The sequence below is a fragment of the Protofrankia sp. CiP1_Cm_nod1 genome, assembly GCF_920888515.1.
Taxonomy (GTDB): domain Bacteria; phylum Actinomycetota; class Actinomycetes; order Frankiales; family Frankiaceae; genus Protofrankia.
This window is the reverse complement of the sequence record NZ_CAKKTM010000384.1, coordinates 1-14,626: the sequence shown is the minus strand read 5'-3', so window position 1 is coordinate 14,626 and position 14,626 is coordinate 1. Positions and strand designations below refer to the sequence as shown.

At 72.0% G+C, this 14,626-nt stretch carries 14 protein-coding genes; 6 read left to right on the top strand and 8 right to left on the bottom strand.

What is annotated here, in order from left to right; translation table 11 throughout:
• Nucleotides 1-529: 529 nt before the first annotated feature.
• The 3 genes from NBX02_RS17265 to NBX02_RS17255 form a co-directional block, all read right to left on the bottom strand.
• Nucleotides 530-1,654: an NADH:flavin oxidoreductase gene (locus NBX02_RS17265; protein WP_250292222.1), complete on the bottom strand. Its 1,125-nt coding sequence runs from the start codon at nt 1,652-1,654 to the stop codon at nt 530-532.
• 261 nt (nt 1,655-1,915) lie between these two features.
• Nucleotides 1,916-2,125: a DUF4177 domain-containing protein gene (locus NBX02_RS17260; RefSeq protein ID WP_250292218.1), complete on the bottom strand. Its 210-nt coding sequence runs from the start codon at nt 2,123-2,125 to the stop codon at nt 1,916-1,918.
• 68 nt (nt 2,126-2,193) lie between these two features.
• Entirely contained in the window at nt 2,194-3,900 is a 1,707-nt protein-coding gene (locus NBX02_RS17255) for a protein kinase domain-containing protein (protein ID WP_250292217.1), read from the bottom strand.
• Between the two features lie 183 nt (nt 3,901-4,083).
• Between NBX02_RS17255 and NBX02_RS17250 the strand changes: the two genes are divergently transcribed.
• A complete protein-coding gene (locus NBX02_RS17250) occupies nt 4,084-4,485 on the top strand; it encodes an NrtR DNA-binding winged helix domain-containing protein (RefSeq protein ID WP_250292214.1) in 402 nt (133 codons plus the stop codon).
• 150 nt (nt 4,486-4,635) lie between these two features.
• On the opposite strand, the gene NBX02_RS17245 is transcribed toward NBX02_RS17250, so the two are convergent.
• From NBX02_RS17245 to purU, 3 genes are all read right to left on the bottom strand, one after another.
• The gene (locus NBX02_RS17245; RefSeq protein ID WP_250292213.1) at nt 4,636-4,977 is read right to left on the bottom strand and encodes a type II toxin-antitoxin system PemK/MazF family toxin; all 342 of its coding nucleotides are present in this window, start codon (nt 4,975-4,977) and stop codon (nt 4,636-4,638) included.
• On the bottom strand, nt 4,974-5,252 hold the full coding sequence (locus NBX02_RS17240) for a hypothetical protein (RefSeq protein ID WP_250285773.1): 279 nt from the start codon (nt 5,250-5,252) through the stop codon (nt 4,974-4,976). Before NBX02_RS17240 ends, NBX02_RS17245 begins: the two co-directional genes overlap by 4 nt.
• Before the next feature lie 98 nt (nt 5,253-5,350).
• Complete coding sequence (purU, locus tag NBX02_RS17235; protein ID WP_250292211.1) at nt 5,351-6,289, bottom strand: formyltetrahydrofolate deformylase; 939 nt, start codon at nt 6,287-6,289, stop codon at nt 5,351-5,353.
• Nucleotides 6,290-6,712: 423 nt separating this feature from the next.
• Here purU and NBX02_RS17230 point away from each other — a divergent pair, with 423 nt between their 5' ends.
• Nucleotides 6,713-8,266, top strand: a complete 1,554-nt coding sequence (locus NBX02_RS17230) for an alkaline phosphatase D family protein (protein WP_250285775.1) — start codon at nt 6,713-6,715, stop codon at nt 8,264-8,266.
• 11 nt (nt 8,267-8,277) lie between these two features.
• Nucleotides 8,278-9,624 carry a hypothetical protein gene (locus NBX02_RS17225; protein ID WP_250285776.1) on the top strand — a complete coding sequence of 449 codons (1,347 nt, stop codon included), beginning with the start codon at nt 8,278-8,280 and terminating at the stop codon, nt 9,622-9,624.
• Nucleotides 9,625-9,707: 83 nt separating this feature from the next.
• Here the strand turns inward: NBX02_RS17225 and NBX02_RS23315 are convergent, their stop codons facing one another.
• Both NBX02_RS23315 and NBX02_RS17220 read right to left on the bottom strand, forming a co-directional pair.
• Entirely contained in the window at nt 9,708-9,830 is a 123-nt protein-coding gene (locus NBX02_RS23315; RefSeq protein WP_445548500.1) for a hypothetical protein, read from the bottom strand.
• Nucleotides 9,831-9,967: 137 nt separating this feature from the next.
• Nucleotides 9,968-10,618, bottom strand: coding sequence for a MarR family winged helix-turn-helix transcriptional regulator (locus NBX02_RS17220; protein ID WP_250292209.1), 651 nt, complete (start codon nt 10,616-10,618; stop codon nt 9,968-9,970).
• Nucleotides 10,619-11,378: 760 nt separating this feature from the next.
• Here NBX02_RS17220 and NBX02_RS17215 point away from each other — a divergent pair.
• From NBX02_RS17215 to NBX02_RS17205, 3 genes are all read left to right on the top strand, one after another.
• Nucleotides 11,379-12,038: a GNAT family N-acetyltransferase gene (locus tag NBX02_RS17215; protein WP_250285778.1), complete on the top strand. Its 660-nt coding sequence runs from the start codon at nt 11,379-11,381 to the stop codon at nt 12,036-12,038.
• Nucleotides 12,039-12,180: 142 nt separating this feature from the next.
• Complete coding sequence (locus NBX02_RS17210; RefSeq protein WP_250285779.1) at nt 12,181-13,110, top strand: DUF4231 domain-containing protein; 930 nt, start codon at nt 12,181-12,183, stop codon at nt 13,108-13,110.
• 180 nt (nt 13,111-13,290) lie between these two features.
• Nucleotides 13,291-14,626 (top strand): SpvB/TcaC N-terminal domain-containing protein (locus NBX02_RS17205; protein ID WP_445548499.1); only part of this gene is annotated, 1,336 nt, incomplete at its 3' end.

Below are 14,626 nucleotides of genomic sequence, written 5' to 3'. Positions count from 1 at the left end.
GAGTGCTCATGACCTGATGCGGGAGAACGGGCCGGGACGCGGCCGGGCGGAAAGCCGTCCTGGGCTGGGGCAGGACCGGTACGCGTGGTTCCGCGGCCGACATGTCGCTGTTCGCGTGGCGACAGTAGCCGGCCGGTTGCTCCTCGTGAGGGAATGCTTGCGGCGGAGGAAACACGCTCAGGACGCGGCTGACCGCCTCCGGGAGGGCGCATGACCGTTTTTCCGGTCGGTTCGTGGTGTTTTCCGGACGGCCCCGCGAAGACCGCGGAAGCGGTCGGATCCGTTTTCTCTCACGCTGGAAGACGCGCATGAGAAAGAGTGAGCTGGCACCGCTGAGCCCGCGGGCGTCGGCGTCGGTGGAACCGGGGCTGTCTACACGGGCTGACCGGTTCGCGCGGCCTGATCCGGATGATTTCCCCGGTGCCCGGACGATCCGCCGCCGGCGCACGCGAACACGCGAACACGCGAACACCGTGGATAGGCGAACACCGTGGATAGGCGCATACGCGAGCGGCCGGCGGCGCTGTCCTCACCGCAGCGTCTTGAACGCGTCGTTGTGGAAGGGGGTCAGCGTCTCGACGCGTCCGTTCAGGATTTTCGTGGCCCATTCGGGGTCGGCCAGCAGGGCGCGGCCGACCGCGACGAGATCGAACTCGTCCCGCTCGAACCGTTCCAGCAGGGCGTCGATGGTGTCGACACCGGACCGGCTGTCCGGGATGGAGACCTGCCCGAACTCGGTGTCCAGACCGACCGAGCCGACCGTCACAGTGGGCCTGCCGGTGAGCTTCTTGACCCAGCCGGCCAGATTGAGCTGTGAACCGGTGAACTCCGGCTGCCAGTACCGGCGTGTCGACGCGTGGAAGACGTCCACGCCGGCGTCGACCAGCGGGGCCAGCAGACGGTCGAGATCCTCGGGGCGCTGCGCGAGCCTGGCGTCGTAGTTCCCGGACTTCCACTGGGACAGGCGGAAGAAGACCGGGAAGCCCGGTGACACCGCGCGGCGGCAGGCCGCCACGATCTCCGCGGCGAACCTGGCCCGGGAGACGATGTCCCCGCCGTAGGCGTCGTCGCGCCGGTTGGTGGTGTCCCAGAGGAACTGGTCGATGAGATAGCCGTGGGCGCCGTGCAGCTCGATGCCGTCGAAGCCGAGGCGTTCGGCGTCCGCCGCCGCGCCGGCGAAGGCCCGCACCACGTCGTCGAGGTCCGCCTGGGTCATCGCGCGGCCGGTGGGCGTCCCATCCAGCGCCAGGCCGGACGGACTGACCGGCGGGGCGCCGGGGACGGGCGGGGCGCCCGCGGCACGGGTCGCGCCGACGTGCCACAGCTGCGGGATGATCCGGCCGCCGGCCTGGTGCACCGCCTCCGCCACCCGCGCCCAGCCGGCGAGCTGGGCCGCGCCGTGGAACCGGGGGACCCGCTCGCTGCTGCCGGCCGAGGCATGGTTGACGTAGGCGCCCTCGGTGATGATCAGCCCTACGTCACTGGCCGCCCGGCGGGCGTAGTAGGCCGCGACGTCGTCGCCGGGCACGCCATCCGGGGAGAACTGGCGGGTCATGGGCGCCATGACGACCCGGTTCGCCACCGTCAGATCACCGACTGTGAACGGCCGTCCCAGGGCCCGCGCCACCCGGGCCGTATCCTGCGTCGACGTCACGCACGGTCTCCTCTCATGCTCCGATGGTCCCGCTCCACAGGCCCGATACCGGCCCAGGCGGTCCAGGCCAGGTGGATGCGCCTGTGGGCGCGGGCGAGTCCGATGCTTGAACGGGTTTCCGTGGCGCCCACATTCCGCGGAGGCCCGGCGAAGCTCTCACGGGACCCGGCGTACCGACCCAGCCCGGACGCGCGGCCCTCGGCCGGACACGTGGCGCGGATACCATTCGCAACCACCCGTCTCCGGAACGTGATCGGTATTCTAGCCGACGCGTCGTTCAAAGGTCACGAGGACGCCGTCGACGCCGCCGGGGCCGATGCGCCCCTTGACCTCCGTCGCGGTGATCGCCTTGAGCTGCCACCCCTGTTTCGCGTGCTCGTTGAGGATCTTCTCCAGTCGGTCGCCGGACATCTTGCCGCCGATCAGCCCCTCCCGCAGTTCGACCACCTTGTACTCGAATCGCTCCGTCATGAGCACATCGTCCCGTGTGGCCGGCCGCCCCGGGCACACCGGCACCCGCGAGCGTGGGGAGCCGCGGGTCATCTGGCCCTGACGACGACCGACTTCATGATCTTGTCGGCGAAGGTCTGCTTTTTGGCATCCCAGAGCGGCCACAGGAAGCCCACGTAGAACGGCAGGGCGTCCAGGAAGTGGCACAGCCGGCGGACGAACGCGCGGCCGAAGCCGAGCGGCCGGCTGTCGAGTTCGCGGACCAGCCTGATACGCGCGATGCGTTTACCCGGCGTCTGACCGGTGACGCCCTCGAGACAGCACATAATGATTATGGACGCGAAAAAGATGAGACCGCTGATTCCGTCGGCCGAGGAGGAAGGTGCGGCGGCGGCCGGGACCGCGGAGACACCCCAGACGATCAGCAGGTCGATGAGGGTGCCCCCGACCCGGGCGCCCCAACCGGCGTAGTACGACCGTACGGGGGCGCCGTACGGGGCTGGTGGCTGAGGGCCGTAGCCGTAGGGGTTCCCGTAACCAGGTGGCTGTGGATATCCGCCGCCGGGCTGTTGCCCCCGTGGCCCGCTGCCGCCCGGGCCACCGGGGGCCACCGGCGGGTACGAGCCCGGCGGAGCCGCGTACGAGCCCGGCGGAGCCGCGTACGAGCCCGGCGGAGCCGCGTACGGAGCCGGCGCGGAGTACGGGGCCGGCGGGGGCCTGTACGCGGCCGGTGGAGGCGGCGGGACACGCTGCGCGCCGCCGCCGAGCGGAGGCGGATATCCCGGGAACGGCATCTCGGCTCCGCGGCCGGGAGGGCCGGGCGGGAGGAAGGGCGGGGCGGGCGGCTGGCCGATGTTGGCGGTCGGCGCGACGCCCGGGCGGGCCTGGCCGCTCGGGAACGGCGGCCGCGCGGCGGCCGGCTGCTGGACGGCGGCCCGCAGGTCGTCGTCCAGGCGGAGGGTGATGCCGGCGCGGGCGGTCCAGCCCGGGCCGTACACGGCGGCGGCGCGGGCCAGCTCCAGGGCGAAGGCGTGGGCGGACGGCTGGCGGGTGGCCGGGTCCTTGGCCAGCGCCCGCATGATCACCGCGGCTACCGGCGCGGGCACGCCGGCCGGCGAGGCGGGAACGGTGTAGATGTGGTGCTGGGCGAGCACGGTCGGCGGCAGGGCGGGGTCGAACGGCGGCGCGCCGCCCAGCAGCTCGTAGAGCATCACGCCCAGGGCGTACAGGTCGGTGGCCGGGCTCAGCCGCCTGGCGAGGAGCTGCTCGGGGGCCATGTACCGGGGGGTGCCGACGATCGCGCTGGCGGTGGTCGCGGACCCTTCCACCAGTTTCGCGATGCCGAAGTCGGTGACCTTCAGCAGCCCGGCGGCGTCGAACAGGATGTTGTCGGGTTTGATGTCGCGGTGCAGGACGCCCCGCTGGTGCGCGCTGCCCAGCGCCGCGGCCACCGCCAGCCCGACCGCGCAGGCGGCCTCGGGCGGTATGCCGGCCCGGCGGCGGGTCAGGGTGCCGCCGCCGAGCAGCTCCATGACGATCAGATGGAGGTCGCCGGCGGGGATGGAGTCGTAGACCCGCACCACGTGCGGATGGTCGAGGGCGGCGAGCAGGCGCGCCTCGGCCCGGCTGCTCGCCGCGGCCTCGTCGGTGCCCGCGGGCAGGATCTTGATGGCCACCGGGCGGTCCAGCTCGCGGTGCCGGCCCTTGACCACCAGCCCGAAGGCCCCCCGGCCGAGGATCTCGCCGAGCTCGTAGGCGGGCAGCGCCGCGGCGACCTGCGCCTCGTTGATGATCACGATGTGCCAATCACGATGTGGGAGCTGTCATGCGCCGACCACGGCGTCCACCGTTCATCATGCCGAATCCCCCAATATCCCTGTACGACGCGTGATCCTAGCGCCGTCCGTCACATCCGCCCGACCCTCCCGACGAAATCGACGAGGACGACCGCGCCCGACCGCGAGCCGCGCATCCCGCGAGTGATCACATGCGCCTACCTGGCCATCGCGCCCAACCTGCCGCTACCGACCGCGGGTTCGGACACGCGGGCGGCGACGTGGCTGGCCGTCTCGGAGGCGCGGCAGGTGGGGCTGGCCTTCGACCACGACGACATTCTGCGTGACGCGGTGGAGCTGGCCAGGGACGAGCTGCGGTTCCGGACGATCGCCACCGCCTTCTGTCATGATGATTTCACCATCGGTGAGCTACGTGAGGTGTACGAGGTGGTCTGGGGGGCCGAGCTGGACAGGCCGAACTTCCACCGCAAGGTCACCGACGCCGCCGGGTTCATCGAGCCGACCGGGCGCAAGCGGCCCACGCCCAACGGACGTCCCGCCGCCCTCTATCGGGCTGGCCCCGCGACCACGCTGCTGCCCCGATGATGCGCCGTTTCGCCGCCTCCTGAACAGGAGCGTGAACGGGAGCGGTGCGTCTCCGTGCACCAGCTGACTGGACGTGGACCTGGATGTGGACCTGGATGTGGGCGTGGATGTGGGCGTGGATGTGGGCGTGGATGTGGGCGTGGCCTTGCGCTATCTGTGATGGAGCAGCCGGCGTACGACGACGGCAACATGATCGATGTCGGTGGGTGCCAACGTGCCGAGACTTCGGCTGACGCGGCGGGACGAGATGGTCCTGGGCTGTTCGCACATCACCCAGGACGGACGGTTGAGCCGATGGGTCGGAGCACGGGTCACGGGCACGTGATGGGGGAGCGCGCGATCCCGGCTCGTGATCGGGCACACCACCAGGAGCCGGCCCGCGACGAGCTGGTCGTAGCCGGTGTTGGAGATCACCACAACGGGACGTAGGCCGCCCTGTTCGTTCCCGGCGACCGGATCGAGATCGACGAGGAGCACCTCGCCTGGCGTCACGCCTGCTCCTCGGCGTATTCCGGCCACTCAGGGGCGCCACTGCCCAGGCCGTCGGACGCGGTGACGTCCCAGTCGCCGGCCTCGCGCAGATAGTCCTCCCACTGCTCGGGGTCGGCCTGAAGCCGGGCGGCGGACTGCTTGGCGTTATGCCACCAGTGGCCTTCCTCCGCTTCCTCGACGAGGGCGGACAGCTCCGCGCCCAGGGTACGGCCGTGGCTGGTGGCCAGCGCCATCAGCCGATCGCGTACATCGACCGGGAGCTTCATCGTCGTCATGGTGACCATGCCGATGAGTTTACTAAGAAGTTTACCAGCTGACATACCGCCAGGCGACGAGCCGCGCTGGCTCCCTTGGTCCCGCGAGGGCCGCACGGTCAGGAGAAGACCACGGTGGAGTTGCCGTGGCGCAGGACCCTGTCCTCGCAGTGCCAGAGCACCGCCCGGCTCAGCACCAGCCGTTCGACGTCGGCGCCGCGCCGCTTGAGAGCCGCGATGTCGTCGCTGTGCCGGACCCGCACGACGTCCTGCTCGATGATCGGGCCTTCGTCGAGCTCCTCGGTCGCGTAGTGCGCGGTCGCGCCGATGAGCTTCACACCGCGTTCCTTGGCCCGTTCGTAGGGGCCCGCACCGGCGAACGCGGGCAGGAAGGAATGGTGGATGTTGATGACCGGGCAGCCGACGCTGTCGAGGAAGCCGGCCGAGAGGATCTGCATGTAGCGGGCGAGCACGACGAGGTCGAAGTTGCCCCGCAGCAGCTGCAGCTGCCTGGCCTCGGCCTCCGGCTTCGTGTCGCGGGTCACCGGGGTGTGGACGAACGGCACGCCGAACGTCCGCACCCCGCTCGCGAGGTCGGCGTGGTTGGAGACGACCAGACCGATGTCGACCGGCAGTTCGCCTCGCCGGGCACGCCAGAGCAGGTCCAGCAGGCAGTGGTCGTGCTTCGAAACCATGATCGCTACACGCTTCGGGGTGGACGCGTCACAGAGGGACCACTCGGTCACCTCGAACTTCTCGACCAGCGCTTTCGCGAAGTCCTTGGTCATGTCGTCGAGGTGGGCCTGCAGGTGGGGCCGGTGGAAGGTCATCCGCAGGAAGAACTGGCCGCCCACCGGGCCGGTTGTCGCCTGGTCCGATTCGACGATGTTCGCCTCGTGATCGGTGAGGAACTGGGACACCGCGGCGACGATTCCGGGGCGGTCCGCGCACTGGACCGTGAGCCGGCCGAGATCGGACCGGGCCGGTACGGCGCCGCGTGGCCATACCGGTGACGGCTGTCGGTGCTTCTCCGCGTCGATCAGGGCCCTGTCCGGCACAAGGTCCTCCCAAAAAGATCGCTGGGTGCGGCGGCCGGCGGTCTTCCTGGACGAAGCCGTCATGGGCCTTGAGCCCATGCTAGGGACACGGCCTCGGGAGGGCCGGCGACCCACCGCGTCACCGGCCAGGCCCAGGGGGACGTATCGGAGACGATCTTCAGCTGTCGTGGACGGATCTTCGGTCTCGTGGGCGCGCGCGACGGCATCCGCACGGAACGCGGGCGTGTGGGCCCGCGTACAAGGTGCTACGCCACCGCGCGCCCACCGGAAGCGCGCGTACCGGTTCATTGCCGGCGGTGGTCGGGCGGGCGTCGTCCATCCGCCGCTCGCTCGCGACGCGCAACCGGGTTGTACGTGTTTGTACATGCGGCATTTTTCTATGCATATAAACATATTTATATATATAAATTAGTGTTTTGTTGTATGAAGACGTTTCAGCGTCGGGCGTTCCTCGTCGGAGGTATCGCTGCGGCCGGGGGGCTCGCCCTCCCGCTACGGGCGCTCTCCTCGGTCCCGGCCGCGCGGGCGGCGGCCAGCACCATCCCCTACCCGTTCACCCTCGGCGTGGCCTCCGGCGAGCCGGCGCCGGACAGCGTCGTGCTCTGGACCCGGCTGGCCCCGTCCCCGCTGAACGCGGACGGGCACGGCGGCATGGCGAACACGGACATCGTGGTCGACTGGCAGGTGTCCGCGAACCCCGCGTTCGCCCCGCTCGTCGCGTCCGGCTCGGTCACCGCGCAGTACGCGCAGGCGCACTCGGTGCACGTCGTCGCCGGCGGGCTCGCGCCCGACGCCGAGTACTACTACCGGTTCCGCGCGCAGGGGCACATCTCGGCGGTGGGCCGCACCCGGACCGCCCCGGCGTTCACCGCCGTGGGACGGGACCTGACGATGGCGTTCGCGTCGTGCGCGCACTACGAGTCCGGTTACTACACGGCGTACCGGCGGATGGCGGACGACCGCCCGGACCTGATCCTGCACCTCGGCGACTACATCTACGAGGACGCCACCACGACCGGGTCGGTGCGGGAGCACCTGGGCAGCGAGATCGTATCGTTGGCCGACTACCGTCGCCGCTACGCGCAGTACAAGGCCGACCCCGACCTGCAGGCGGCGCACGCGGCCGCGCCATGGCTGGTGGTGCCGGACGACCACGAGGTGGAGAACAACTACGCCAACATGGTCCGGGCCGACAACAGCCCGGCGCTGACAGCCGCCGAGTGGACAGCCCGGCGGACAGCGGCCTACCAGGCCTACTACGAGAACATGCCGCTGCGCCCGTCGGCGGCGCCGGCCGGGAACAGCATCCCGCTGTACCGGCGGGTGCGCTGGGGCACGCTGGCCACCTTCCACATGCTCGACACCCGGCAGTTCCGTGACGACCAGGCGTGCGGCGACGGCTGGAAGGTGTGCTCGGACGCCGACCTGGCCAGCCGCTCCCTGCCCGGCACCACCCAGGAGGCCTGGCTGCTCGACGGCTTCGCCCAGCACCTCGGCACCTGGGACATCGTCGGCCAGCAGGTCTTCTTCGCGCGCCAGTTCGACGCCTCGGGCGCGGGGAACATGGACGCCTGGGACGGCTACCGCGCCTCCCGGGCCCGCATCCAGCAGGGCTGGGCCGACCGGGCGGTGCGCAACCCGGTGGTGCTCACCGGGGACGTGCACTCCTCGTGGGCCAGCAACCTCAAGGCCGACTACGCCAGCCCCTCGTCGCCGACGATCGGTACCGAGCTGGTCTGCACCTCGATCTCCTCCGGCGGCAACGGGTCCGGCTCGACGGCCATCCCCAACGGCGCCACCAACCCGCACATCAGGTTCTACTCCGACCGCCGCGGATACGTCCGTACCACCATCACCCCCGCCCACATCGCCGCCGACTTCCGCAGCGTGGCGACGGTGACCGAGCACGGGGCGGCCGCGGCCACCGTGCGTTCGTTCGTCATCCAGGACGGCCAGCCCGGGCTCGTCGACGCGTGAAGGGATTTCAGATGCGTGGTGCGCACGGGTTCGTCCCGTCAGGATTCGTCCCGTCGAAGCTCTTCTCACCGAGGACGGCGAAGGCTGTCCTGTCGAGGACCGCGGTCGTCTCATCGCTGTCGGCGCTGGTCGTTACCGCGACCTTCGTCGCGCCGGGCGGGTCCGCCGTGGCCGTGGGGCCGTCGGCCTGGCTGACCGCGAACAGCGTGGCGACCGGGGACCAGGACACCCCGGCCGTGGCCGCGAACCGCCTCGGCGACGTGGCCGTCGTCTGGGAGGACGACCGGGACTCCACCAGCCCCGACGACGACACACACAGCGAGATCTACCTGCGCCTGTTCCGTAACGGCGTGTCGAGCTACGAGATCAGACTGTCCGCGGGCGGCACGTCCGGTGTGAACTGGAAGCACGTCAGCCCGGACGTGGGGCTGGACGACCGCGGCAACGCGGTCGTGGTGTGGGCCGACGACCCCGACGGCAACGGCGTCTACAACATTCCCTACCGGGTCGTCTCCCCGGCCGGCACGGTCATCGGCTCCGGCTACGCCAACGGCAGCTCGGCCGGCCAGCAGCTGGCCCCGAAGGTGTCCGTCGACCCTGACGGCGCACCGGGCAGCACCACCGCGGTGGCCTTCACCGTGGTGTGGGAGGACATCCAGGGCACGGCCGCGGCGACGGTGAAGGCCGCCGGATTCACCGGTACGACCACGAAGGCGTACGAGGTGACGGTGAACGCCACCGGCGGATCGCACCACAGCCCGGACGTCGCGGTCTCCGCATCCGGGGAAGCGACCGTGGTGTGGGACGAGGACACCGACGCCAACGGCTTCTTCAACATCGGGCTGACCCGGCTGGCGAAGGCGAACGGGGCGGTGGTCCTCTCCCGGCGCTCGGCCAACACCCTCGGCGGTGGGCAGCAGCGGCACGCCGCCGTCGCCGCGAACACCAACGGTGACTTCGTCGTCGCGTGGGAGTCCGACCACACCGGCACGCCCGGGATCTGGGCCCGGTCGTTCGCCGCGGACGGGACCGGCCGGCACGCCGAGGTGCAGGTGTCGACCGGGACGGGCGCGGGCTCTCCCGCCACCGGCATCGACGACCAGAACAACGCCGTGGTCGGCTGGTCGGTGGGCGGCGCCGACCCGGCGGTCTGGGCCGGTGGCCTCAACCCGGACGGCACCACCGCCGGCCGGCTGCCGGCACAGTCACTCAGCCAGGCGACCACCGGCCGCCAGGAGCAGATGGCGGTGGCCGTGTCGCCGTGGGGCCAGCTGGCCCTCGCGTACACCGACGACAACGACGGCAACTCGTTCGACCAGGTGATCCTCGGCCTCGGCGCCAGCAACTCCGACTGGTAGCGAGCGGCGCGGGCCGGGTCCCGGGCCACGGACCGGCCGGGTACGGGCACACGCCGTACCCGGCCGGCGGTCCCACGGGCGGATCAGGCGGGCGGATCAGACGAGCGGATCAGGCGCGAGGGCTGCCGCTCGTCGGCCCGTGCGAGAGTGGACGGGTGTGGGTGGGAGTGCTCGGCGCACTCGAGGTGCGAGAGGACGACGATCACGAGATCGACATCCCGGCGGAGCTTCGAGGGGGCGGAAGCGGCGTCCCGGACGGGCCGTGGCGGCGTGCGGCGGCTCCAGGGGAAGATCCCCGGATGGGCAGCGCCCGGAGGGGCCCTGGCGACATGTGTCGAGCTGGTCAGCGGCCGCCCGTCGCGGCGCGGCGGGCGAATTCCTCGTGGGTGACGTGCTCGGGGCAGTCGACCCTGATGTCGGACGGCCCGAGGCGGTGGTCGAAGAAGGTACATCGATGGACGGCGGGTCTCGCCCGGCGGACCGCGGGCTCGAAGTGGTGACAGGTGGTACATGCCCGGGTCACGCTGATCAGATGCTCGGAGTGCATGCGTTCCAGCACGTCCAGCAGGGCCGCGAGCAGCTGCTCGCCGTCCGGGCGGTCGATCCGTGACGTGGCGGCCTCGACGGGGGCGGTCCAGCGCGACACCGCGCGCGCGGTCCGCCGGCCGTCGGCGGTCAGGTGGAGCCGGTAGTGGCGCCGGTCGTCAGGGTCCCGCTCGCGTTCGACGAGGCCCTTGCGGCGCAGGGCCTGCAGGGCGTCGCTGACGGTCGGGTCGGTGACGTCGAGCTCACGAGCCAACGCGCTGGTCCGGGCCGGTGGGGGCGGCCCGGCGTGGAGGCGGACGAGGACCCGCAGCTGGGTGGGGGAGAGGTCGTGCGCCTCGGCCGCGCGACGGGCCAGCACCTGAAGAGCCCCTCCGATCCGGTCGAGGGCGGCGACGATCTTCGCGTCGAGTCCTGGGTGGCGCTCCTCGGGGGTACCCGGCGGCCTCACGCGCACGGCCCGTGTAACCGGGGCGGCGTGGCCCGGTCGGCGCCGACGGCGGGGAGCCTCACGCGTCCCGTCACCGTGCGGGCCCCGCCTGTCGTCGGCACAGCCGTCTCCCGTCATCGTGATCTGTGGCTACCGGCGCGTCGCGGGCCGCCCCCGGCGCCGGGTCACGGCGGGGACGCCGCTGCCCACCAGTGGACCTTGGCAAGCGAATTGTACACCCAGTAATTAGGAGTCCTTTACATGATGGAAAGAGCGCAGGGGCCGCCCGCCCTGCCGGCGGGAGCGGGCGGAGCGCGTCCGAGGTATGGGCCAGATTGGTTACTTTCTGTCAGTACGGGTGTGGCGGCGGGCCACAAGGTACGCCAGCCGCGGCGATCGCGGTGATCGCGGTGATCGCGGCGTTGCCGGGGAGAGCCGGTGGCAGGCTCGCTGATAGCGGGCGCGCGGCCACCGTGCCGGCGGCCCGGACGCCTCAGCCGGAACCGCGGGGGATGCTGCCCGGCGCCTCCCGCACGCGGCCGCCGGACAGCCCGCCGGGGGCGCCTCGACCCGGGCAGGGTCACGCCCGGTAGCGTGCGGATGGTGATGGTTGCGCGGTTCCCGGGCCTGGCGCGGGTGGCGTCACGCCTCGTCGCATTCGTACATGTCACATTCGTACATGTCACATTTATGTATGTCGTATTCGTATGTGTCACATCCGCGCGTGTGAAACCCATACGTCCGGGATGTAGTATTTTCACACGTCAGGGTGGTTGTTGAGGTGGGTCTGGCATTCCACGTACGCCGTATCGCGCCTGGTGATGCCGAGCGGTTGCGCGGTGTCCGCCTGGCGGCGCTGGCCGACGCGCCCGGATCCTTCTGGCAGACCCTGGCGGCCGAGAGCGCCCGGCCCGGCGCGGACTGGCAGGCCCGCGCGTCACGGAACGCGATGGGCGACGCGCACGCCACGTTCCTGCTGGAATCGGATCACGACGCGACGGGCGACGGGTCGTCCAACGCCGCGACGGGCGGCGCTCCCGTGGCCGGCGGCGCTCCCGTGGGCGGTGGCGTCGTGATGGGCATGGTGGACGTCTATCGGCCGTCGCTGGCGCCGGAGTTCCGGGAACTGGCCGCGATGTGGGTCGCGCCGGCCATACGCGGCACGGGCGCGGCCGGCGCCCTCCTCGACGCCGCCGTGGACTGGGCGCGGACGGTGGGCGCTATCGGCGTCCGGCTGTGGGTCGTGCCCACCAACACGGCCGCGGTCCGCCTCTACGCCCGTCACGGCTTCGAGCCGGCCGGCGACCCGGAACCCGACACGGACGATGGCGGCGGCGGCAAAAGCTACCTGCCGATGCTGCGCACCCTGGACGAACGGGCGGCGGCATCACCCACGTTCGTGACCCGCGCACTGGCCCCGTGGACCGACGAGTCGACCTGAACGGCTCGGCCAGCGTCGTCGGCCCGGTCGGCCCCGCCGGCATCCGGGGAGCGGGCCCGGCGCGGACAGCGGCTGACCCAGCGGGTCACCGTGTTCCGGGCCGCCCGTTGCTCCCGGACGCATACCGCGCACAATCACCGACATGAGCACAACGGGGGCTGACAGTGTGATCGCGGCCCAGCAGCGGTGGTCCGTGGCCGCGACGAAGGCGAAACAGCGCATCCGCCGGGGCCGGCGGGCCGCCCTCGGGCTGGGCGTGGCCGGCACGGTCCTGGTGACCGCCGCCGCGCAGGCCGACGGGAGCGTGGGCCGGGTACTGGCCGGGCTGGCCGCCGCCGCCCTGGCCAGCGTGCCGATCGTGGCCGGTTTCTTCGCCGGCCCCGAGCGCACCCGGACCTGGACACAGTTACGTTCGGTCTCCGAACGCATAAGGGCCGAGATCTCCGTCTATCTGGCCGGCGTCAGCCCCTACGACGGCTCGCCGGCCGAACGGGCCCGCCAGCTCCTGGACAACGGCGAGAAGATCCAACAGGATGCTGGCATTGACCCGCCCGCGGCGCTGGTCAGCGGCCCGCCGTCCCAGCGGCTGCCGGAGGCCGGCAGCCTCGACGCCTACGTGACCTACCGGGTCGACGACCAGATCGGCTACTACGAGTCGCAGGCCGCCGCCGCCGAGCGGCACATCATCCAGTTCCAGTGGGCCGGGCTGGCCACGAGCCTCGCCGCGGCGGTGCTCGGCGCGCTGGAGGCGGCCACGGGCGGGGCCGCGCTCACCGCCTGGGCGCCGGTGATCACCATGGTGGGGGCGTCGGTGGGCTCGTACGCGGCCGCTTCGCGCTACGAAGACGACGCCCGCGCCTACAAGCAGACCGCCCGCCGGCTGCGCTTCCTGCGTGACCGGTGGCGGCTGCCCCTCCCGGCCGGCACCTCCGCCGCCGAACGAGCCCGGCTGGACACCGTGTTCGTCACTGGCTGCGAGGAAGCGATCGCCATCGAGAACCAGACCTGGACAGCCCGCTGGAACGCCGACGGCTCCGTGACACCCGCCAGCCCGGCCGAACAGCCCGCCTGACCGTCCCGGAGCCCACCGGTTACCTGGCGCTGCCTGCTGCCCGCCCGTTGCCTGGGGCTGCCGCGCTGGCGGCGTGGCCGCGGTGCCGCGCTGGCGGCGTGGCCGCGGTGTCGCGCTGGCGACATGGCCGCGGTGGGGGAGGCGCGCGTCCGGTTATGGTCAGGCGCTGAGGAGGCGCTGGTGGACGACCGTCACGTGCCGGACGACCGGGTGAGCCGGGCCAGCACCGACACGACGACGGGTCCGGCCGCCGCCGTGTCACGACAGGCCGCGCCGCCCGGGCCACCGGTTGACCCGCTGAAGCTGACCCTGCCCAGGGGCGGGGGCGCGCTGCGCGCCATGGGCGAGAAGATGAACCCGGTGTCGACGCACGGCACGGCGGGATTCTCGGTTCCCGTGCCGGTGCCGCCGGGGCGCGGCGGTCTGCGTCCCGAGCTCACGCTGGCCTACTCGTCGGCGGCGGGTAACTCGGTGTTCGGTCTCGGCTGGGACATCGGCCTGCCGTCGGTGACCCGCGGGACCGAGAAGGGGCTGCCGCGCTACCTCGACGACGACCGGTTCGTGCTCGCGGGCGCGGAGGACCTGGTGCCGGTGGACGGCGGTGCCGGCCTGGTGCCCGCGGCGGCGCCGGCCGCCGTCCCGTTCGGCGGCAGCGGTGTGCTGACGTTCCCGGCCCGGTTCCGGCCGCGGACGGAAGGCGCGTTCGCCCGGATCGAACGGCACGCCGTCGCCGGCAGCGGGGAGACGTTCTGGTCGGTGCTGTCCGCGGGGAACGTGCTGACCGTGTTCGGCCGGAGCGCGCAGGCCCGGGTCAGCGACCCCGACGATCCCGGCCGGGTGTTCGAGTGGCTGGTCGAGGACGTCTTCGACGACCGCGGCAACCGCGTGCACTACCGCTATGTGGCCGACGACGACGCCGGGGTGGACACGACGGCGGCGCACGAGACGCACCGGGCGGGCCGTCCGCAGGCCCGGCGGTACCTCAAGGAGATCGCCTACACCGTCGGCACGCCGGTGGCCGACCGGTTCACCGCGCCGCTGATCGACCATGCCGACCCGCACTGGCGCGCCGCGTTCCGCTTCCTCGTCGTCTTCGACTACGGCGACCACGGCGATCGCGACGACCACGGGGGCCCGGCCGGCCCGCTGCCCACCCGGGCGTGGCCGGCGCGGGCCGACGCCTTCTCGTCCTACCGCTCCGGGTTCGAGATCCGCACGCGGCGCAGATGCGAGCGGATCCTGGTCTTCCACCAGTTCCCGGCCGAGCTCGGCGTCCCGGCCAGCCTGGTCAGCGCGACGGAGCTGGGCTACGGGGAAGCGGGCTCCCCGGACGGGGCGGGCTCCCCCGGCGGTGGCGCCTCCGACGGGCTCGTGGCCACCCTCCGTTCGATCACCCAGGTCGGCTACGGCGGTGACACCGGGATCGACGGCGGCGACGGCGGCGACGGTGGCGGCGACGGTGGCGGCGACGGCGGCGCGGCCGGTCCTGGCGCGGGCGGTCCGGTCGCTGTCTCTT

Excerpts from the sequence above, each read along its gene's own strand:
- NBX02_RS17260 (WP_250292218.1), bottom strand. The coding sequence starts at position 2,125 with ATGACGGAGCGATTCGAGTACAAGGTGGTCGAACTGCGGGAGGGGCTG.
- NBX02_RS17240 (WP_250285773.1), bottom strand. The coding sequence starts at position 5,252 with ATGACGACGATGAAGCTCCCGGTCGATGTACGCGATCGGCTGATGGCG.
- NBX02_RS17230 (WP_250285775.1), top strand. The coding sequence starts at position 6,713 with ATGAAGACGTTTCAGCGTCGGGCGTTCCTCGTCGGAGGTATCGCTGCG.
- NBX02_RS17225 (WP_250285776.1), top strand. The coding sequence starts at position 8,278 with ATGCGTGGTGCGCACGGGTTCGTCCCGTCAGGATTCGTCCCGTCGAAG.
- NBX02_RS17210 (WP_250285779.1), top strand. The coding sequence starts at position 12,181 with ATGAGCACAACGGGGGCTGACAGTGTGATCGCGGCCCAGCAGCGGTGG.